The 18,032-nt window shown below is 60.3% G+C and carries 18 protein-coding genes and 1 pseudogene; 10 read left to right on the forward strand and 9 right to left on the reverse strand.

Annotated elements, in window-relative coordinates; all coding sequences use genetic code 11:
- The first annotated feature begins 100 nt into the window (after positions 1–100).
- A complete protein-coding gene (locus tag BMS17_RS19330; RefSeq protein ID WP_077431465.1) occupies positions 101–1,282 on the forward strand; it encodes a CaiB/BaiF CoA-transferase family protein in 1,182 nt (393 codons plus the stop codon).
- A 109-nt stretch (positions 1,283–1,391) separates the two neighbouring features.
- Here the strand turns inward: BMS17_RS19330 and BMS17_RS19335 are convergent, their stop codons facing one another.
- Positions 1,392–1,886 (reverse strand): SprT family zinc-dependent metalloprotease, encoded by a 495-nt coding sequence (locus BMS17_RS19335; RefSeq protein ID WP_046031571.1) that lies wholly within the window; start codon positions 1,884–1,886, stop codon positions 1,392–1,394.
- Between the two features lie 158 nt (positions 1,887–2,044).
- Positions 2,045–2,647 carry a Yip1 family protein gene (locus BMS17_RS19340; RefSeq protein WP_046031572.1) on the reverse strand — a complete coding sequence of 201 codons (603 nt, stop codon included), beginning with the start codon at positions 2,645–2,647 and terminating at the stop codon, positions 2,045–2,047.
- Between the two features lie 287 nt (positions 2,648–2,934).
- Between BMS17_RS19340 and ttcA the strand changes: the two genes are divergently transcribed.
- Both ttcA and BMS17_RS19350 read left to right on the forward strand, forming a co-directional pair.
- A complete protein-coding gene (gene ttcA / locus BMS17_RS19345; protein WP_077431467.1) occupies positions 2,935–3,759 on the forward strand; it encodes a tRNA 2-thiocytidine(32) synthetase TtcA in 825 nt (274 codons plus the stop codon).
- A 67-nt stretch (positions 3,760–3,826) separates the two neighbouring features.
- Positions 3,827–4,501, forward strand: a complete 675-nt coding sequence (locus tag BMS17_RS19350; RefSeq protein WP_046031613.1) for a DNA-3-methyladenine glycosylase I — start codon at positions 3,827–3,829, stop codon at positions 4,499–4,501.
- 88 nt (positions 4,502–4,589) lie between these two features.
- On the opposite strand, the gene BMS17_RS19355 is transcribed toward BMS17_RS19350, so the two are convergent.
- The 3 genes from BMS17_RS19355 to arsC are packed head-to-tail and all read right to left on the reverse strand — an operon-like array spanning position 4,590 to position 5,963.
- A complete protein-coding gene (locus tag BMS17_RS19355; RefSeq protein WP_046031614.1) occupies positions 4,590–5,015 on the reverse strand; it encodes a DUF2069 domain-containing protein in 426 nt (141 codons plus the stop codon).
- Position 5,016: 1 nt separating this feature from the next.
- Positions 5,017–5,613, reverse strand: coding sequence for an NAD(P)H:quinone oxidoreductase (gene wrbA / locus BMS17_RS19360; protein WP_046031615.1), 597 nt, complete (start codon positions 5,611–5,613; stop codon positions 5,017–5,019).
- Positions 5,610–5,963 (reverse strand): arsenate reductase (glutaredoxin), encoded by a 354-nt coding sequence (arsC, locus tag BMS17_RS19365; protein ID WP_046031616.1) that lies wholly within the window; start codon positions 5,961–5,963, stop codon positions 5,610–5,612. Before arsC ends, wrbA begins: the two co-directional genes overlap by 4 nt.
- Positions 5,964–6,077: 114 nt before the next feature.
- Between arsC and BMS17_RS19370 the strand changes: the two genes are divergently transcribed.
- Positions 6,078–6,545, forward strand: coding sequence for a TlpA disulfide reductase family protein (locus tag BMS17_RS19370; RefSeq protein ID WP_077431469.1), 468 nt, complete (start codon positions 6,078–6,080; stop codon positions 6,543–6,545).
- A gap of 219 nt (positions 6,546–6,764) precedes the next feature.
- On the opposite strand, the gene BMS17_RS19375 is transcribed toward BMS17_RS19370, so the two are convergent.
- Together BMS17_RS19375 and BMS17_RS19380 are read right to left on the reverse strand one after the other, a co-directional pair.
- Positions 6,765–7,169 carry an META domain-containing protein gene (locus BMS17_RS19375; RefSeq protein WP_046031618.1) on the reverse strand — a complete coding sequence of 135 codons (405 nt, stop codon included), beginning with the start codon at positions 7,167–7,169 and terminating at the stop codon, positions 6,765–6,767.
- A complete protein-coding gene (locus BMS17_RS19380; RefSeq protein ID WP_046031619.1) occupies positions 7,169–7,603 on the reverse strand; it encodes a hypothetical protein in 435 nt (144 codons plus the stop codon). Before BMS17_RS19380 ends, BMS17_RS19375 begins: the two co-directional genes overlap by 1 nt.
- 134 nt (positions 7,604–7,737) lie before the next feature.
- Between BMS17_RS19380 and BMS17_RS19385 the strand changes: the two genes are divergently transcribed.
- The gene (locus BMS17_RS19385; protein WP_046031620.1) at positions 7,738–8,151 is read left to right on the forward strand and encodes a hypothetical protein; all 414 of its coding nucleotides are present in this window, start codon (positions 7,738–7,740) and stop codon (positions 8,149–8,151) included.
- A 5-nt stretch (positions 8,152–8,156) separates the two neighbouring features.
- Here BMS17_RS19385 and BMS17_RS19390 read toward each other — a convergent pair whose 3' ends face one another.
- Positions 8,157–9,146, reverse strand: coding sequence for a 2-hydroxyacid dehydrogenase (locus BMS17_RS19390; RefSeq protein WP_046031621.1), 990 nt, complete (start codon positions 9,144–9,146; stop codon positions 8,157–8,159).
- Positions 9,147–9,350: 204 nt separating this feature from the next.
- Positions 9,351–12,104, reverse strand: coding sequence for a response regulator (locus BMS17_RS19395; protein WP_077431471.1), 2,754 nt, complete (start codon positions 12,102–12,104; stop codon positions 9,351–9,353).
- Positions 12,105–12,318: 214 nt separating this feature from the next.
- Here BMS17_RS19395 and BMS17_RS19400 point away from each other — a divergent pair, with 214 nt between their 5' ends.
- The 5 genes and pseudogenes from BMS17_RS19400 (at position 12,319) to rlmD (ending at position 18,015) form a co-directional block, all read left to right on the forward strand.
- Positions 12,319–13,047 (forward strand): response regulator transcription factor, encoded by a 729-nt coding sequence (locus BMS17_RS19400; protein WP_046031623.1) that lies wholly within the window; start codon positions 12,319–12,321, stop codon positions 13,045–13,047.
- A complete protein-coding gene (locus BMS17_RS19405) occupies positions 13,034–14,458 on the forward strand; it encodes a sensor histidine kinase (protein WP_046031624.1) in 1,425 nt (474 codons plus the stop codon). The genes BMS17_RS19400 and BMS17_RS19405 overlap by 14 nt, the downstream gene beginning before the upstream one ends.
- A 183-nt stretch (positions 14,459–14,641) precedes the next feature.
- Positions 14,642–15,652: pseudogene (locus tag BMS17_RS19410) on the forward strand (YhcG family protein).
- 108 nt (positions 15,653–15,760) lie between these two features.
- A complete protein-coding gene (gene cysM, locus BMS17_RS19415; protein ID WP_046031625.1) occupies positions 15,761–16,663 on the forward strand; it encodes a cysteine synthase CysM in 903 nt (300 codons plus the stop codon).
- Positions 16,663–18,015 (forward strand): 23S rRNA (uracil(1939)-C(5))-methyltransferase RlmD, encoded by a 1,353-nt coding sequence (rlmD, locus tag BMS17_RS19420; RefSeq protein WP_077431473.1) that lies wholly within the window; start codon positions 16,663–16,665, stop codon positions 18,013–18,015. Before cysM ends, rlmD begins: the two co-directional genes overlap by 1 nt.
- Positions 18,016–18,032: the final 17 nt, after the last annotated feature.

Consider the following 18,032-nt stretch of genomic DNA (forward strand, 5'->3'; position numbering starts at 1 on the left):
CTGGGATTTGAGCGCAACGGTCACCTTTGCTGACACTTCGGGTGATTGCTGCAATGCCATCGGCTGCCTAGTCTGGAGGCATCGTTCACGGAGATCACTCATGCCCGGTCCATTGGCATCACTCAAGGTTCTGGATTTCTCGACACTGTTGCCGGGGCCGTTTGCCTCGTTGTTGCTGGCGGACATGGGCGCCGAAGTGCTGCGCATCGAATCGCCGACCCGCCTGGATTTGCTGCGGGTACTGCCGCCTCACGATCAGGGTATTTCCGCCAGTCACGCCTACCTCAATCGCAACAAGCGCAGCCTGGCGCTGGACCTCAAGCAGCCCGAGGCGCTGGAGGTGATCAAGCAGTTGCTGGCCGATCACGACATCGTGCTGGAGCAGTTCCGCCCCGGCGTGATGGAGCGCCTGGGGTTGGGGTATGAGGCCTTGAAGGCGATCAATCCCAAACTGATTTATGTGTCGATTACCGGTTATGGCCAGACCGGCCCCTACAAGGACCGCGCCGGCCACGACATCAACTACCTGGCGCTGGCGGGGCTGGCCAGCTACACCGGCCGCGCCGACAGTGGGCCGCTGCCGTTGGGCGCCCAGGTGGCCGATGTCGCCGGTGGTTCGCTGCATGGGGTGATCGGTCTGCTGGCGGCCGTCATCGCCCGGCAGCAGACCGGGCAAGGCCAGCATCTGGATGTGAGCATGACGGACTGCGCGTTCAGTCTGAACGCGATGGCGGGCGCCGGGTATCTGGCCTGCGGCGTGGAGCCGGGGAGGGAAGACCAGGTGCTCAATGGCGGCAGTTTCTACGACTATTACCGTTCGCGGGACGGGCGCTGGTTGTCGGTGGGCAGTCTGGAACCGGTGTTTATGCAGCAACTGTGTACGGCGCTGGGGCGGCCGGAACTGGCGGCGCAGGGGTTGTCAGCGAAACCGGCGCAGCAACAGGCGTTGAAGAACGAGTTGAAGGTTGAATTCGAGAAGCATGACTTTGCTCAACTGTGCGAGCTGTTTGCCGGGGTGGATGCGTGTGTGGAACCGGTGTTGAGCATGAGCGAAGCAGTTCTGCATCCGCAGTTGCAGGCTCGGGCTTTGGTGACTGAAGTGCCGCGCGGGGACGGGACGAGTCAGGCGCAGATGGCGTGCCCGTTGAAGTTTTCGCAAGGGTTGCCAGCGCCTCGGTACATTGGCGCGACGCTGGGGCAGCATACCGATCAGGTGTTGGGGGAGTTGGGGTTCAGTGCGCAGCGGATCGAAGAACTGCGTCGTGCCAAGGTCATTGCATAGATCGTTCCCATGCTCCGCGTGGGAATGCTTCCCGTGACGCTCTGCGTCACAGTGGACGCAGAGCGTCCATGGCGGCATTCCCACGCAGAGCATGGGAACGATCATCCAACTACTCGACCCGCATCTCCCCACTGAACACCAAGGTGCTGCGGCAGCGCCGACACAAATACCGCCGCCCCTGCCGCACCAGGCCATGGCGTTGGGCCGAGAACGGAAAGTCGCTGTCCGCGCACGGGCATTTGTAGATGTAGCGCGTCACGCTGCGGCGTTTGACATCGTAGGTGTGGCAGCGATTGGGCGGCAGTTCGTACACGCCGCGCATGATCAATTGCCACTCTTCACCATGGGGCGCAATGCGGTCGCCAAACAGTTGATGAGCGATCAGGTGCGCGACCTCATGGGCCACGGTTTGCTTGAGAAAGTCTTCGGTGTTTTCCCGATACAGTTGCGGGTTGAAGCGCAGCAAGTTCTCGTGCAAATGCGCGACACCGGCTTTTTGACCGCGCAGCTTGAGGCTCACCACGGGGCGTTTGAAAGTTCGTTTGAAAAAGGATTCGGCGAGTTGGTAACAGTCTTCGACGCGGGTATTGAGTTGCTCGGGCATGCTTGATGGATCTCCAGAGACGTCGAGTATGCCGCAACCCTGTTGGCTTGCGAATCGCCGAGGCGCCGAATGGTCGCCGCCCCGCCTGCCCTGGACATTAGAAGGCCGCCTTGCGGCGGCCTGTATTGGCAGATCTGGTTATTTTGGGTGCAGAGTTTTTAATTCGTATAGACCGGCCCCACGCCGAGTCCCCAGACAATGACTGTGAACGCCATGATGGCTACGAGCACCACCAGGCCTACCGCAAGCACCGAACTTGAAAAAAGAAAGCCCTCGTCTGTTGGAATGTTCATGAAAGTGGGTAGCCCCACATACAACAGGTACACCGTGTAGCAGATGGCAGCCGTCCCGACGACCATCCCCAACCACATGTGTGGGTACAGCGCCGCCAGACCGCCAACGAACAGCGGGGTCGCGGTGTAGGTTGCAAACGCAACGCAACGGGCCAGGCTCGGGTTGGCGTCATAGGTGCGAGCCATCCAGTGGATGAACGCGCCCATCACTGCAACACCACCGAGCATCGCCACGTACGACATGATCGTCATCCATAGCGCGCTTTCTTGCGTCAACATCACCGGTGCACGGCTGCCAATCACCCAGCCGACCTGCGTGGTGCCGATAAACGCCGACACGGCGGGGATCGCCGCCAGAATCAGCGTGTGGGTCAGGTACATGTGGCTGATACTTTCCTCTTGGTCGCCACGGATTTCTTTCCATTCCTGGTCGGGGTGGGTGAAGAGCCCCACTACGTGATGGATCATGCCAGTCACTCCTCTTGTTTTTACCGTCGCCCCCCAGTGGAGCGCCTACCGGCCAAAGTGGCCACGTAAGTAAAGGTCTGGATTTAAATGCGACCTTATGTCGCAGTATAGAAAGGACTTAACCGCACAGGTGATAGGGGCTTAGAGCAAATCGCGCTGTAAAGATCTCTGTTAATCGCCGACGGGTCTGTGCACGCAGATCCCTACAGGAGACGGTGGGCACTTCGCCCCTGATGTGTTTTTGCGTAAAATGCCGGCCTTTCGTCACACCTCACGGATTTCGCGTCATGGGCACTCTTACGGTCAACCAGAACAAACTGCAAAAGCGCCTTCGCCGCCAGGCCGGCGAGGCTGTTGCCGATTTCAACATGATTGAAGACGGCGACAAGGTCATGGTCTGCCTGTCTGGTGGCAAGGACAGCTACACCCTGCTCGATGTGCTGATGCACTTGCAGAAGGTCGCACCGATCAAGTTCGAGATCGTGGCCGTGAACATGGACCAGAAGCAGCCAGGTTTCCCGGAGCACGTGCTGCCGGCCTACCTCAAAGAGCTGGGCATCGAGTACCACATCGTCGAGAAAGACACCTACTCGGTGGTCAAGGAGTTGATCCCGGAAGGCAAGACCACCTGCTCGCTGTGCTCGCGCCTGCGTCGCGGTACGCTCTACACGTTTGCCGATGAAATCGGCGCGACCAAAATGGCCCTCGGTCATCACCGTGACGACATCGTCGAGACGTTCTTCCTGAACATGTTCTTCAACGGCTCGCTCAAGGCCATGCCGCCCAAACTGCGCGCCGACGATGGCCGCAACGTGGTGATCCGCCCGCTGGCCTACTGCAACGAAAAAGACATCCAGGCTTATTCGGACTTCAAGCAATTCCCGATCATCCCGTGCAACCTCTGCGGTTCTCAGGAAAACCTGCAACGTCAGGTGGTCAAGGACATGCTGCAAGACTGGGAGCGCAAGACCCCGGGCCGCACCGAAAGCATTTTCCGCAGCCTGCAAAACGTAATCCCGTCGCAACTGGCGGACCGCAACCTGTTCGACTTCACCAGCCTCAAGATCGATGAGACGGCGGCTTCGCGCTTCGTCAATGTGGTGAACCTCTGACAGTTGCAATAGCTCTGACACACGGCGCTTGCGGGCGCCGTTTTCATTTCATTCTTTAGGAGAGGGCATGCGCGACTACAAGTGGCTGCACGAATACTGTCTGAACCGTTTCGGCTCGGCAGCTGAACTGGAAGCCCATCTGCCCGTTCCGAAAACCCCGGCACAGTTACGCAAGATCAGCGACGACCGTTACCTCTCGACCATGGCGCTGCGTGTGTTTCGCGCCGGGCTCAAGCACAGTCTGGTGGACGCCAAGTGGCCGGCCTTCGAAGAAGTGTTCTTCAAGTTCGACCCGGAAAAAGTCGTGCTGATGAGCGCCGAACACCTCGAACGCTTGATGCAGGACGCGCGGATCATCCGCCATTTGGGCAAGCTCAAGAGTGTGCCGCGCAATGCGCAGTTCATTCTGGACGTGGCGCAGGAGCACGGCAGCTTCGGCGCGTTGCTCGCCGATTGGCCCGTGACCGATATCGTCGGGTTGTGGACGACCCTGAAAAAGCGCGGCCACCAATTGGGCGGGCTGTCGGCGCCACGCTTCTTGCGCATGGTCGGCAAGGACACGTTTGTGCCGAGCTACGATGTGGTCGCAGCGTTGAATGCACAGAAAATCGTCGACAAGGTGCCGACCAGTTTGCGCGACCTGGCGACAGTGCAGGGCGTGTTTAACCAGTGGCATGAAGAAAGTGGCGGCCGGCCGATGAGCCAGATTTCAATGATGCTGGCTTACACAGTGAATCATTGACACCGAGTTGAACCCATCGCGGGCAAGCCCGCTCCCACACGGACCGCGTAAACCCTGTGGGAGCGGGCTTGCCCGCGATGGCGTCAGGTCAGGCGACGGAAATCTCACCTTCGCCCGCAAGCTTGCGATTGAGCTGAAACCGCCACCGCACATACAGCAACGCCGAACAGAACACTGCCAGGCTCGCGCCCATTTCCAGTAATCCGAACAGCTGCCGGTTGGGGTCATACGCCGCCAATGCGCCTTTGATGAAATACAGGTTCACCACAAAACACATCCACGAATGCCCGCGCGGGCTACCGATCAGCATCCCAGGTGCCAACAGCAGCAGCGGCACCAATTCGATCAGCAGAATTACCCACGGCCGTGCGCCATGCAGATCGGCAAACACCAGATAGTAGGCGCACAACAGCCCGACCAGACCGAAAAAGCACAGCAAGCTGACGGCGCGCATTGCCCGAACCCGCGGTTCAAGCCATTCGATGGAGGGCAGAATCTTCGGCTTCTTGGCCACGTCAGTTCCCCAGCTTTTGCGCAGTCTTCGCCAAGCGCAGGCCCAAGGCCCGGCACAGCGCGACTTCGTGTTCGTTCAAACCACTTTTGCCATCGGCCCCGGCGTGATGGCTGGCGCCGTAGGGCGTGCCGCCACCACGGGTTTCCAGCAAGGCCGACTCGCTGTAAGGCAGGCCGGTGATCAGCATGCCGTGGTGCAGCAGTGGCAACATCATCGACAGCAGAGTGGTTTCCTGGCCGCCGTGCAGGCTGGCTGTGGAGGTGAACACGCCAGCCGGTTTGCCCACCAGCGCACCGGTCAGCCACAGGTTGCTGGTGCCGTCGAGAAAGTACTTGAGCGGTGCCGCCATGTTGCCGAAACGGGTCGGGCTGCCCATGGCCAGGCCCGCGCAGTTCTTCAGGTCGTCGAGGCTGGCGTACAGCGCGCCTTCGTCCGGGATGTCTGGCGACACGGCTTCGCATTCAGTGGAAATCGCCGGCACGGTGCGCAGGCGCGCTTCCATTCCGGACTGCTCGACGCCACGGGCAATCTGGCGGGCCATTTCATTGGTCGAGCCGCTGCGGCTGTAATACAGAACCAGAATGTACGGTGCACTCACGGTAGCAACTCCAGCACGTTCTCCGGCGGCCGGCCGATGATGGCTTTGTCGCCGACTTCGAGAATCGGTCGCTCCATGAGTTTCGGATGAGCCGCGATGGCCGCGATCACTTGTGCTTCGCTCAGGCTGGCGTCAGCGAGGTTCAGGGTCTTGTATTCGTCTTCGCCCGTGCGCAGCAATTGCCGGGCACTGATGCCCAGCTTGCCCAGCAGACTCTGGATTTGTGCGGCGTCCAGCGGGGTTTCCAGGTAACGGACCACGGTCGGCGTCAGGCCACGAGCTTCGAGCAATTCGAGCGCACCGCGGGATTTCGAGCAGCGCGGGTTGTGATAAAGCGTCAGATCGGTCATGTGCGGGTCGCTTCTTGCGTAAGGTGGCGGCTATTCTAACTGGGCAGCGCGTAATCCAGAACCTTGCGAGGCGATGGGTCGCAGGCGCATTCAATTTTGAACAAGGATCACGACATGACAAGGCGACTGGCAGCGGCATTGGCGATTTTCGGGGCGTTGATGCTGGGGGGCTGCGGCAATGACTATGGTATTGACCAGGACGGTCACAAGGTTGCTGCCAATCGCCTGGATGGCAAATGGCTGGTGCTTAATTACTGGGCTGAATGGTGTGGCCCTTGCCGCACCGAGATTCCGCAGTTGAACGCCTTGGCCGATCAATTGAAGGACAAGAAGATCGGCGTGTTCGGGGTCAATTTCGACAACGTGCAGGGTGAAGAGCTGAAGAGCGCCAGCGAGAAACTGGGCATCAAGTTCACGGTACTGGCTTCAGACCCGGCCGATCTTTTTGAATTGCCGCGCAGTGAAGCCTTGCCGGTGACGTACATCATCGATAACAAAGGCAAGGTGCGTGAACAACTGATGGGCGAGCAGACCGCGGCGGGGGTGATGGCCAAGCTGGAGGCGTTGCAGGCGAAGAACTAGCCGTAACGCGATTTGTAGCAGCTGGCGCAGCCTGCGTCCGGCTGCGCAGCAGTCGTAAACCCTGAAAATGCAGTCGTTCTGTATGACCGCATAGCCTGATTTCACGGCAGCTTCGCAGCCAGACGCAGGCTGCGCCAGCTGCTACAGGGAGCTGCGTCGTCTTCAATCCTCACCTTGATAGTTCCCACGCAGAGCATGGGAGCGATCATCAGCGGGGGATCAACCCTCTTCGAGCCACAAACGCAGCGGCTTTCCTTCCGCCGGCCAGAAGCGCATCTGGTCGATCGGTGAAATATCCCAGCGTTGCACACCTTCCAGCGCCTCCAGGAAGCGCTTTTCCTGCTCCATGAGCGCGGGTGCGCAGAGTTTGCGGGTGCTGCCGATTTTGCCGAAGGTCAGATTGTCGCCATCCAGGGTATACGGCGCGAACCAATGGTTGCAGCCGCCATTGCCATAGGCCCGACCGTCGTCACCCAGGGTAATGGTCAGGTGGCTGTAGTCGATCAACGGACGATCGCCGATCCATTCCAGAATGTAGCTACGATTTTGTTGCAGTTGCACCGGCTCGGCGGCGCAGCCCAGCAGGCTGGCACCGACCATAGTGGTCAGGGCGAGGCGTTTCATCACACAGGCTCCTGGCATTTCGGGCACAGGTGTTTGTCGCTAACGGTGGCCCAGCCCAATTCGGCAATCCGCGCGGTGGCAGCGGGCTTTTCAGCCTTGTTGCCGAGCTTGGCGTCGACCGCGAACTCGAAGCTCAGTGCCTTGGCGCAACTGTCGCAATTGACTTCCCACGTGTGGATCCCCAACTCGCCGAACACCGGACCACTGCTCACCGCGACCCATTGGCCCGGCGGGTTGATCAAGTGACGAACAGTTTCGACGGTCAGGCGCATGGACAAGTCCTTGCTGCCTTTAAGGGTGACTACCAGCACATCGCCAATCCGGATCGAGCCGCCGTTGCCGGTGACTTGATAACGCCCCGGCACCAGGGCGCGGCATTCGGTAAGGGTGTGTTGCGGGCTCATCAGGGTGTAGCGGAAATCGTGTTCGACCATGGGTCCTCCAAATATGCGCGGTATGCTATCACGGGCCTGCACGCAGCATGGCGCGGGTAGATGACCTTCGATCAGGTTCAAATGACTTGCCGACTCATGGCACACTGCCGCTTTTGCATCTCTAAGGAACGGACATGGCGTTAATCGAATGTTATGAGTGCAAGCAGAGCATCAGCTCCACGGCGCCTGCTTGCATTCATTGCGGTGCACCCGCGGCAACGGTGCAAGCGGCCACTTCGACGGCAACGCCTGTGCAGGCGCCTCTTTCGTTCGGGCGTTTACCGACGGACGAGAAAGTGGCCCGGGTGACCCCGGCCGCGTTCGGGCGTAAGCGCAAAACCGCGGTCGAAGCCGACGTTCAGTCGCCGGCATCCGCACCGACACCGGCACTCGATGGGACACGTCCGGTAGAGCTGTGGCTGAAACTGATGATTTTCTTTCTGCCGCCGTTTTTTGTCTGGTTCCTGCTGCGCCGCGGGCATTCCCTCGGGCAGCGCCTGCTGGGTTTCGGCTGGCTGGCGTTGATGATCCTGTTGTCGAAGGCCTGACCCGGTCAGCCCTCGACCCGATTCTGCGGCGCACCGGCAGCCCAGGTTGCGATGTTCTGCAGGGTCGTCGCGGCAATCGCGCCCAGGGCTTCACGGGTCAGGAAGGCCTGGTGCGCGGTGATGATCACGTTCGGAAAGGTCAGCAGCCGCGCCAGCACATCATCCTGCAACGGGAGGTCCGAGCGATCCTCGAAAAACAGCTGCGCCTCTTCTTCATACACATCCAGCCCCAGATAGCCCAATTGGCCGTCCTTTAACGCGTCAATCAGCGCCGGCGTGTCCACCAGGCCACCACGCCCGGTGTTGATCAGCATCGCGCCGGGTTGCATGTGTGCCAGTGACTCGCGATTGATCAGGTGTTTGCTCTGCTCGTTGAGTGGGCAATGCAGGCTGATGATCTGCGACTCGGCCAGCAGCTGCGGCAAACTCAGATAACGCGCGCCCAGGGCTTCGACTTGCGGGTTGGGGTAGGGGTCATAGGCCAGCAACTGGCAGCCGAAACCATTCATGATCTTGGCGAACGTCGCGCCGATCTGCCCGGTGCCGACCACGCCGACGGTCTTGCCCACCAGATCGAAGCCGGTCAGCCCGTGCAGGCTGAAGTCGCCTTCGCGGGTGCGGTTGTAGGCTCGGTGCAAGCGGCGGTTGAGTGCCAGGATCAGCGCCACTGCGTGTTCGGCCACGGCGTGTGGGGAGTAGGCCGGGACACGCACGATCGTAAGGCCCAGGCGTTTGGCCGCAGGCAGATCGACATGGTTGTAACCGGCCGAACGCAGGGCGATCAGGCGCGTACCGCCCGCGGCAAGACGTTCAAGCACCGGGGCGCTGAGGTCGTCATTGATGAAGGCGCAGACCACCTCGTGCGCGTCTGCCAGCGCCACGGTATCCAGGCTCAGCCGCGCTGATTGAAAGTGCAGCTCGATTCCGGCGGGCAGGTCGGCGCCCAGAAAGCTGTCACGGTCGTAAGTCTGGCTGCTGAAAAGTATCGTGCGCATGTAATCCTCCATTTAACTCATGCTGTAGGTAGCAGCTGGCGAAGCCTGCGTCCGGCGGCGCAGCCGTCGTAAATCCGGCAAACGCGGTTTCCCTGAAAGAGCGCAGTGCCTGATTTTACGACGGCTGCGCCGCCGGACGCAGCCTTCGGCAGCTGCTACACGGGCCAGCTTAGCGCCGATGGTGATCGGCGCCATTGCGCTGTGTCAGGCATTGATCCGGGCGTGAGCGGCCAAGCGATTGATCGCTCGTTCGAGCTCCTCCAGTGCGCCGGGCGCTTTCGGGTCCTGTTGCTTGAGCAGTGTTTCACTGCGCTGGCAGGCGGCGCGCAGTTGCGGGACGCCACAGTAACGGGTGGCCCCGTGCAGGCGATGGACACGCTCGATCAATGCCGTCTGGTCGTTGCTGTCCCGGGCAATGCGAATGGCCTCGCGGTCGGCTTCAAGCGAGGCCAGCAACATCGCAAGCATGTCCGCCGCCAGATCCGCCTTACCCGCCGCCAGGCGCAAACCTTCTTCGGGGTCGAGTACCTGCAAGTCATGTGCGCTGCCGTGGCTGTCGCTGGAACGTTCCGGCCCGTGGTTGCGCAATGCCAGGCCTGTCCACTTCAGCACCACTTGCGCCAGTTGCCGCTCGCTGATGGGCTTGGTCAGGTAATCGTCCATGCCGCTTTGCAGCAGCGCACGTTTTTCATTGGCCATGGCGTGAGCGGTGAGGGCCACGATCGGCAGCGGTGTGCAATGCCGTTCACTTTCCCACTGACGAATCGCTTCGGTGCTTTGGCGCCCGTCCATGCCGGGCATTTGCACGTCCATCAACACCAGGTCGAAGGTTTCGGTCTGCACGGACTTGACCGCCGCGTAACCGCTGTCCACGGCCAATACCTTGGCGCCCATGTCTTCGAGCAGGGTTTGCACCAACAGCAGGTTGGCCGGGTTGTCGTCGACGCACAGCACCTTCGGCGCACGACTCGACACCGGTTCGCCGGGTTCGCTGCGCTGCTGGCGCGGGTTGACCAGATCGGACAAGGCACGACGCAGTTTGCGGGTGCAGGCCGGTTTGGCCTGAAGCTGACTGTGCGGGTTCGGCACCGAGAGATGGAACAGCGTCTGCTCGGTGGTCGGGCACAGCACCAGGACTTTGCAGCCCAGGTGTTCGAGGTCCCAGATGTGCTGGTTCAGTCGCTCCGGTGGCATGTCGTTGCTGGTGATGCCAAGTACCGCCAGGTCGATGGCCTGATCGGTCTGGTGCGCGCCGGTCACGCCATTGGCCAGGCTTTCCAGGGTGTTGAACGGCGTTACGCTCAGGCCGCAGTCTTCCAGTTGGTGCTGCAACGCCTGCCGGGCCAGTTCATGGTTTTCCAGCACGGCCACCCGACGCCCGAGCAGGGGCGCGGCAGGCAGGTCTTCGGCGTCATCGCGAGTCTTGGGCAGGCTCAGGCTGATCCAGAATTCCGAACCTTCACCCGGTGTGCTGTCGACGCCAATTTCGCCACCCATCTGTTCGATCAGTCGCTTGGAAATTACCAACCCCAGGCCCGTGCCGCCGGGTTGCCGGGACAACGAGTTATCGGCCTGGCTGAAGGCCTGGAACAGTGCGCGCACATCCTGGTTCGACAGGCCGATGCCGGTGTCCTGAATGCTGATGCGCAGTTGCACGCTGTCTTCATGCTCTTCTTCAAGCATGGCGCGGGCCACGATGGTGCCTTCGCGGGTGAACTTGATCGCGTTGCTCACCAGGTTAGTGAGGATCTGTTTGAGTCGCAGCGGATCGCCGACCAGCGACAGCGGCGTGTCGCGATACACCAGGCTCACCAGTTCCAGCTGTTTGGCATGGGCCGCCGGGGCGAGAATGGTCAGGGTGTCCTGGAGCAGGTCGCGCAGGTTGAACGGAATATTGTCGAGCACCAGTTTGCCGGCCTCGATTTTCGAGAAGTCGAGGATTTCGTTGATGATCCCCAACAGGCTGTCGGCGGATTTTTCGATGGTGCCCAGGTAGTCGAGCTGGCGCGGCGTCAGTTCGCTTTTTTGCAGCAAGTGCGTGAAGCCGAGAATGCCGTTGAGCGGCGTGCGGATTTCATGGCTCATGTTGGCCAGGAACTCGGATTTGATCCGGCTTGCTTCCAGGGCTTCCTTGCGCGCCAGGTCCAGCTCGATGTTCTGGATCTCGATGGTTTCCAGATTCTGGCGCACGTCTTCGGTGGCCTGGTCGACGCTGTGCTGCAATTCTTCCTGAGCGTTTTGCAATGTGCCGGCCATGCGGTTGATGCCGGAGGCCAGTTCATCCAGTTCCTGGCTGCCGAGCGGCGGCAGGCGGGTTTCCAGATGCCCGTCCTTGAGTTGCGCCACCGCCAGTTTGATCTGGCTGATCGGCCGGTTGATGGTCCGGCCCATCCGAAGGGCCAGCAGCGCCGCGCCGGCCAGGCCTGCGGCAATCATCAGCAGGCTGGCGAACAGGCTGCGGTAGCCGCGTAACAACATGCCGTTGTGGGATAACTCGATTTCGACCCAGCCCAGCAGGCGGTCGGCTTCTTCGGGGATCAAATCGCCGGCCAGGTTGCGGTGTTTGCCGAACACCGGCAGCAAGTAGCGCGTCGCATCATTGCCGCTGCGGCGCAGCATCTGCGAACCGGTGCCCAACGGTGCGCTGTTGAGCATGGTCGGGCCGGCATGGGCGAGCGACGTGCGGTCAGGGGCGAGGAACGTCACTGCGCGCACGTCCGCGGTTTCCAGCGCCTGGGTGGCAATGCGCTCCAGCAGTTCACTGTCCTTGTGACTCATGGCCGGAGCCACCAGGGGCGCCAGTTGTTCGGCAATCATTTCGCCGCGCTGCAACAGTTGGGTTTGCAGGTCGGATTGCTGCATCCAGGTGAAATAGCCGCCCAGGACCAATGCCATCAGAGTGGTTGGCAACAGGGTCAGCAACAGCACGCGGCCTTTAATTCCCAGTTTCGTGAGCACGCATCTCTCCTGCATCCAGCGATTGATTGACCTGCGTGTACGTCCGGTACGCGCCACCCGGGCAGTGTAGCGATTTGCAGGCAGGCAATCTTCGTAAAATTGATGTCGTCATTCGTCGGCTGGCGGGCGGCTTTTGCCTCAAAGGCAAACCTTGGGTTGCCCATCGATGGGCAATCTTGAATAATCATCAACTGAGAATTATTTGCAGATACTCATGACTCCCATCTCTATCGGCCACCCCCGAATCCTTTCCATCGAAGACGACCTGGTGCTCGGGGCGTATGTGCATGAGCATTTGGGCCGTTGCGGCTTTCAGGTGACCTGGTGCCAGAACGGCCAGGAAGGTCTGGCCATCGCGCGTCAGCAGGCCTTCGATGTGGTGTTGATGGATATTCTGTTGCCGGGCCTCGACGGGCTCAATGTATTGACGCAGTTACGCCAGAGCCACTCCACGCCTGTGGTGCTGATGTCCGCGCTGGGCGCCGAAGAGGATCGTATCAGCGGTTTTCGCCTGGGCGCCGATGATTACTTGCCGAAACCCTTCAGCATGGCCGAATTGCGTGTGCGCATCGAAGCGATCCTGCGCCGGGTGGCGCTCGACCGTCGACCGCCACCGGTGCCGTCAGCGGTTGAAAGCGAGACGGGCGGCCTGCGTTTTGACGATGAGCTGTGCGAAGTTTTTCATGGCAAACACGCCGCCGGCCTCACCCGCAGCGAGTATCGATTGCTGGAAACGCTTAACCGCAGCGGTGATGAAGTACTGAGCAAAGCCTTCCTTTATCAACACGTACTGCAACGCGGCTACGCGGCCCATGACCGCAGTCTCGACATGCACGTCAGCCAGATTCGCCGCAAGCTCAAAGGTATCGGCTACACCGCGCGCGAAGTGCGAACGGTGTGGGGCAAAGGCTACGTATTGAGTGCGGCCGATGAAGTGGTCTGACCTGCCGGGGCGGCACTCACTGTTCTGGAAACTGGCGTGTTTGCTGGTGGCGTTCTGTTTGCTGATGATCTGGCTGAGCTGGTCGTGGGGCCGGTACATGGAGCAGCGCAACCAGTTTCTGTCCGATGAGGCCCGACGCACCCTGGCGGGTTATGCCGTCGAGGCTGAACAGGCGTGGCGCCAGGGGCAAAGTGACGGCGTCGATCGTTGGCTGCAGGGGATGCAGGAACGCGAAAAGGGCTGGGTTGGCGTCATTGGCGGTGATTTGCAGACATTGAGCAATCAGCCACTGACGGGCAAGGAAATCGAGCGTCTGACCTTTCTGCGTGGCCTCGATTGGCCTATTCACAAGCAAGGCCGACCTTGGCTGCGCATACCGTTTCCCAGTGATCCAAGCGTCGGCAATCTGGTGATCGAACTGCCCCAGCGGTTCTTGCCCGGGCGTTACAGGACCTTCTGGCGCGTGATTACCAACGGGGTGATTCCAGGGCTGTTTACCTTGCTGCTGTGTGTCGGCCTGTATCGACTGCTGGTGGTGCCGTTGAACAGTCTGCGTGAACAGGCCAACGCCTGGCGCGCCGACCAGTTGAATGTGCGCTTGTCGAGCAGCACCACCAATCGTTCGGATGAACTCGGTGAGCTGGGCAGGGCCTTCGATCACATGTCCGAGCGCCTGCAAAGCACGGTGGCCCTGCAGCAACAATTGTTGCGCGACCTCTCCCACGAACTGCGCACGCCGCTGAGCCGCTTGCGGGTGGCCAGCGAAAGCGAGCAGGAGCTGACAGCGTTGCGTGAGCGCATTGGCCGGGAAGTCGATGGCATGCAGCGTCTGGTGGAAGACACGTTGCAACTGGCCTGGCTCGACACCGAGCGATCACCGCTGCCCGATGAGGCGATCCAGATTCAGGCTCTGTGGGAAATGCTCACGGAAAACGCCTGCTACGAAAGCGGTTGGCCGGTCAGTCAATTGCGCTGCACGGTGGACTCGACCTGCTGGGTTCGCGGCAACCTCAACACCCTGGCGCAGGCACTTGAAAACATCCTGCGCAACGCTATTCGTCATTCGTCCGAGGGCGGCGTTGTAAGTCTCGGTGGGCAGCGCGATGGCGATTTCTGGCATGTGTGGCTGGAAGATCAGGGCGGTGGGGTGGCCGAGGCGGATCTTGAACGGATCTTTTCGCCGTTTACTCGGCTAGACGGTTCGCGACCGGGGGATGGCGGGTTTGGCTTGGGATTGAGCATTGCCAGGAATGCGGTGCAGCGTCAGGGCGGGCAGCTTTGGGCCGAAAACACCGGGGTTGGGTTGCGACTAAATATGCGGTTGGTGGCTGAAATTGATGGTGTGAGTGATGACGCCATCGCGAGCAAGCTCGCTCCTACAGTACAGGTGTGTCGCCCACAAAGGGTGTGATCACCCCGATCCCCATGTAGGAGTGAGCCTGCTCGCGATGAGGCCCTCCCAGCCACCAAGAAGCTGGTTTTTCCGGAGTGTTCCCGTTCTTTTGTACGACCTTTCCTAAAGGGTATTGCCGACACCTACTGCCTGACTTAACGCAATAGACTCGCGTTTTTTCTCGGCCTCAAGGAGTTCGGCATTAATCCATCCAGCGTCCCCGACGACCGCTTCAATGAAGTGCTTGCACTGATTCAAAGTGCCAAACAGCAGGCGATGCAGGCGGTGAACACCCAGCTGATCGAACTGTATTGGTAGGTCGGTGCTTACATCAGTCGCAAGCTCGAAAAAGCCGAATGGGGCGATTCTGTGGTCGGTCAGTTGGCGGGACATCTGGCTCAGACTCAACCTGGGTTGCGCGGATTTACCCGGTCGAATTTGTTCCGCATGCGCCAATTCTATGAGATTTATTGTACGGAGGAGAAAGTCGCACCACTGGTGCGACAATTGTCCTGGTCGCACAACCTGATCATTTTCGGCCAGAGCAAACGCTCGGAAGAGCGGGAGTTTTACGTCCGTCTGTCGGTTCAAGAAAAATGGTCGAAGCGCGAACTGGAGCGTCAGTTCAAAGCAGCACTGTTCGAGCGAAGCGTGACCCAACCAGCAAAAACCTCAGCGATGCTGAGACAAACCCACCCGGCAGCACTTGAGATATTCCGTGACGGCTACATGCTCGAGTTTCTCGACCTGCCCGGTGGCCATGCCGAGACCGATCTGCAAAAAGGGTTACTGGCGCGCCTAAAAGAATTCCTGAGCGAGCTCGGTCGCGACTTCTGCTTTGTCGGTTCCGAGTATCCGCTGTAAGTGGGTGGGTGTGATTTTGCATTGGATCTGCTGTTCTTCCACCGTGGCCTTAATTGTCTTGTAGCCATTGAGCTGAAGGTCGGTCGTTTTAAGCCGGAGTACCTGGGCAAGCTGGACTTCTATCTGGAAGCGCTGGATCGCAATGTACGCAAGCCCCACGAAAATCCGGCCATTGGTGTGTTGCTGTGTGCCAGCAAGGATGACGAAGTGGTGGAGTACGCCCTGAACCGCAGCCTCTCACCAGCATTGATCGCCGAATATCAAGTCCAGCTTCCAGACAAGCAATTGTTGCAGGCCAAGTTGCATGAGTTCTATGCGTTGAATGTCGCGCATGAAGAGCAATGCTGAGGCAGCCGCTTATTCCCATAAGCCATAAGCACCGCACTTTGCGTGATATGGCCTGCGAACGTTTGCCGGTATGATAGGCGCCCCCGCAGTCTGGATTGCGAATACGCCATGACCTTGCAGTACCCAACCATCGCCGATTGCGTCGGCAACACTCCGCTGGTCCGTTTGCAGCGCCTGCCCGGCGTCACCAGCAATACCCTTTTGCTCAAGCTCGAAGGGAATAACCCGGCGGGTTCGGTCAAGGACCGTCCGGCGCTGTCGATGATCACCCGCGCCGAGTTGCGCGGGCAGATCCACGCCGGCGATACGTTGATCGAAGCGACTTCGGGTAACACCGGGATTGCGTTGGCCATGGCCGCCGCGATCAAGGGTTACAAGATGATCCTGATCATGCCGGATAACTCCAGCGCCGAACGTAAAGCCGCGATGACGGCTTATGGCGCCGAACTGATCCTGGTCACCCAGGAAGAAGGTATGGAAGGCGCCCGCGATCTCGCTCAGCGGATGGAAGCCGAAGGCCGTGGCAAGGTGCTGGACCAGTTCGCCAACGGTGACAATCCGCAAGCGCACTACACCACCACCGGCCCGGAAATCTGGCGTCAGACCGAGGGCACCATCACCCATTTCGTCAGTTCGATGGGCACCACCGGCACCATCATGGGTGTCTCGCGCTACTTGAAAGAGCAGAGCGAGAGCGTGCAAATCATCGGCCTGCAACCGATGGAAGGCTCGGCGATCCCGGGCATCCGCCGCTGGCCGCAAGAATACCTGCCGAAGATTTATCAGGCTGATCGCGTAGACCGCATCGTCGACATGGCGCAAAGCGAAGCCGAAGACGTGACCCGTCGTCTGGCCCGCGAAGAAGGCATTTTCTGTGGCGTGTCCTCGGGCGGTGCAGTGGCAGCGATGTTGCGACTGTCCAAAGAAGTTGAAAACGCGGTGATCGTCGCGATCATCTGCGACCGTGGCGACCGTTACTTGTCGACCGGCATTTTCGACGCGCCCAACTGATGGCCAAGCACGAGAGAGGCCTGCGCTTCCAACCCACGGGCGGCAGCAAGGCCCCACAAATCCCGACCGGCAAAAAGCAGCGTTTGACCATCGAGCGCCTGGCCAATGACGGTCGCGGTATCGCATTTTTCGAAGGTCGCACCTGGTTCGTCATCGGCGCATTGGCCGGTGAAGACGTCGAGGCGCGGGTGTTGGGCGCCCACGGCAAAGTGGTCGAGGCACGCACCGAACGCGTGTTCCAGGCCAGTGAACTGCGACGCCCGGCGCCGTGCCCGCATGCCGGTCGTTGCGGCGGTTGCAGCGTGCAACATCTGCCACACAACGAACAATTGGCCCTGAAACAGCGCATGCTCGCCGAGCAGCTGTCGAAGGTCGCCGGTGTCGAACCGCAAGAATGGGCGGCGCCGTTGAGTGGCCCGGAATTCGGTTACCGCCGTCGCGCCCGGGTTGCAGTGCGCTGGGACATGAAGGCGAAAAAGCTCGAGGTAGGTTTCCGCGCGGCGGGCAGTCAGGACATCGTCGCGATTAACGAATGTTCAGTGCTGGTTCAGCCATTACAGCCGATCATGACCCGCTTACCGGAAATGCTGCGTCGCTTGAGCAAGCCTCAGGCGCTGGGGCATGTGGAATTGTTCAGCGGCTCGTCGCTGGCGGTCTTGCTGCGGCACATGGCGCCGTTGTCTGACGCTGACCTGACGATCCTCAAGGATTTCTGCGCGTTCCACGAAGCGCAGTTGTGGCTGCACGGTGACGGCGAGCCGCAACCGGTCGATGCCGATCAGTCGCTGGGTTATCGTCTGGCGTCGTGGGATCTGGATCTGGCGTACCGGCCGGGAGATTTCATCCAGGTCAACGCCGGCGTCAACGAAGCGATGATCGCCCAGGCGCTGGAATGGCTGAAGCCGCAACCGGATGAGCGCGTTCTCGACCTGTTCTGCGGGTTGGGCAATTTTGCATTGCCGCTGGCCAAAGCCGTTCGCGAAGTGGTGGCGGTCGAAGGTGTGCAGACGATGGTCGAGCGTGCTGCCGCGAACGCCGCTAGCAATAATCTGAATAACGCGAAGTTTTTTCAGGCCGATTTATCCCAGCCTTTGGCTGATGCCGAATGGGCCCGCGAAGGCTTTTGTGCGGTACTCTTGGACCCACCGCGTGACGGTGCTTTCGAGGTGGTGCGCAAGCTCAAGACCTTGGGCGCCGAGCGATTGGTGTATGTGTCGTGCAACCCGGCAACGCTGGCGCGCGACACGGTTGAGTTGATCAAGCAGGGCTACCGGTTAAAACGTGCCGGGATTCTCGATATGTTTCCTCAAACGGCACATGTCGAGGCCATGGCGTTATTTGAAGCGAGCTAGGATGGCTCGTCTGGTCC

The sequence above is a fragment of the Pseudomonas sp. C9 genome, assembly GCF_002000165.1.
Taxonomy (GTDB): domain Bacteria; phylum Pseudomonadota; class Gammaproteobacteria; order Pseudomonadales; family Pseudomonadaceae; genus Aquipseudomonas.

Excerpts from the sequence above, each read along its gene's own strand:
- BMS17_RS19330 (WP_077431465.1), top strand. The coding sequence starts at position 101 with ATGCCCGGTCCATTGGCATCACTCAAGGTTCTGGATTTCTCGACACTG.
- BMS17_RS19335 (WP_046031571.1), bottom strand. The coding sequence starts at position 1,886 with ATGCCCGAGCAACTCAATACCCGCGTCGAAGACTGTTACCAACTCGCC.
- BMS17_RS19340 (WP_046031572.1), bottom strand. The coding sequence starts at position 2,647 with ATGATCCATCACGTAGTGGGGCTCTTCACCCACCCCGACCAGGAATGG.
- ttcA (WP_077431467.1), top strand. The coding sequence starts at position 2,935 with ATGGGCACTCTTACGGTCAACCAGAACAAACTGCAAAAGCGCCTTCGC.
- BMS17_RS19350 (WP_046031613.1), top strand. The coding sequence starts at position 3,827 with ATGCGCGACTACAAGTGGCTGCACGAATACTGTCTGAACCGTTTCGGC.
- arsC (WP_046031616.1), bottom strand. The coding sequence starts at position 5,963 with ATGACCGATCTGACGCTTTATCACAACCCGCGCTGCTCGAAATCCCGC.
- BMS17_RS19370 (WP_077431469.1), top strand. The coding sequence starts at position 6,078 with ATGACAAGGCGACTGGCAGCGGCATTGGCGATTTTCGGGGCGTTGATG.
- BMS17_RS19375 (WP_046031618.1), bottom strand. The coding sequence starts at position 7,169 with ATGAAACGCCTCGCCCTGACCACTATGGTCGGTGCCAGCCTGCTGGGC.
- BMS17_RS19380 (WP_046031619.1), bottom strand. The coding sequence starts at position 7,603 with ATGGTCGAACACGATTTCCGCTACACCCTGATGAGCCCGCAACACACC.
- BMS17_RS19385 (WP_046031620.1), top strand. The coding sequence starts at position 7,738 with ATGGCGTTAATCGAATGTTATGAGTGCAAGCAGAGCATCAGCTCCACG.
- BMS17_RS19390 (WP_046031621.1), bottom strand. The coding sequence starts at position 9,146 with ATGCGCACGATACTTTTCAGCAGCCAGACTTACGACCGTGACAGCTTT.
- BMS17_RS19400 (WP_046031623.1), top strand. The coding sequence starts at position 12,319 with ATGACTCCCATCTCTATCGGCCACCCCCGAATCCTTTCCATCGAAGAC.
- BMS17_RS19405 (WP_046031624.1), top strand. The coding sequence starts at position 13,034 with ATGAAGTGGTCTGACCTGCCGGGGCGGCACTCACTGTTCTGGAAACTG.
- cysM (WP_046031625.1), top strand. The coding sequence starts at position 15,761 with ATGACCTTGCAGTACCCAACCATCGCCGATTGCGTCGGCAACACTCCG.
- rlmD (WP_077431473.1), top strand. The coding sequence starts at position 16,663 with ATGGCCAAGCACGAGAGAGGCCTGCGCTTCCAACCCACGGGCGGCAGC.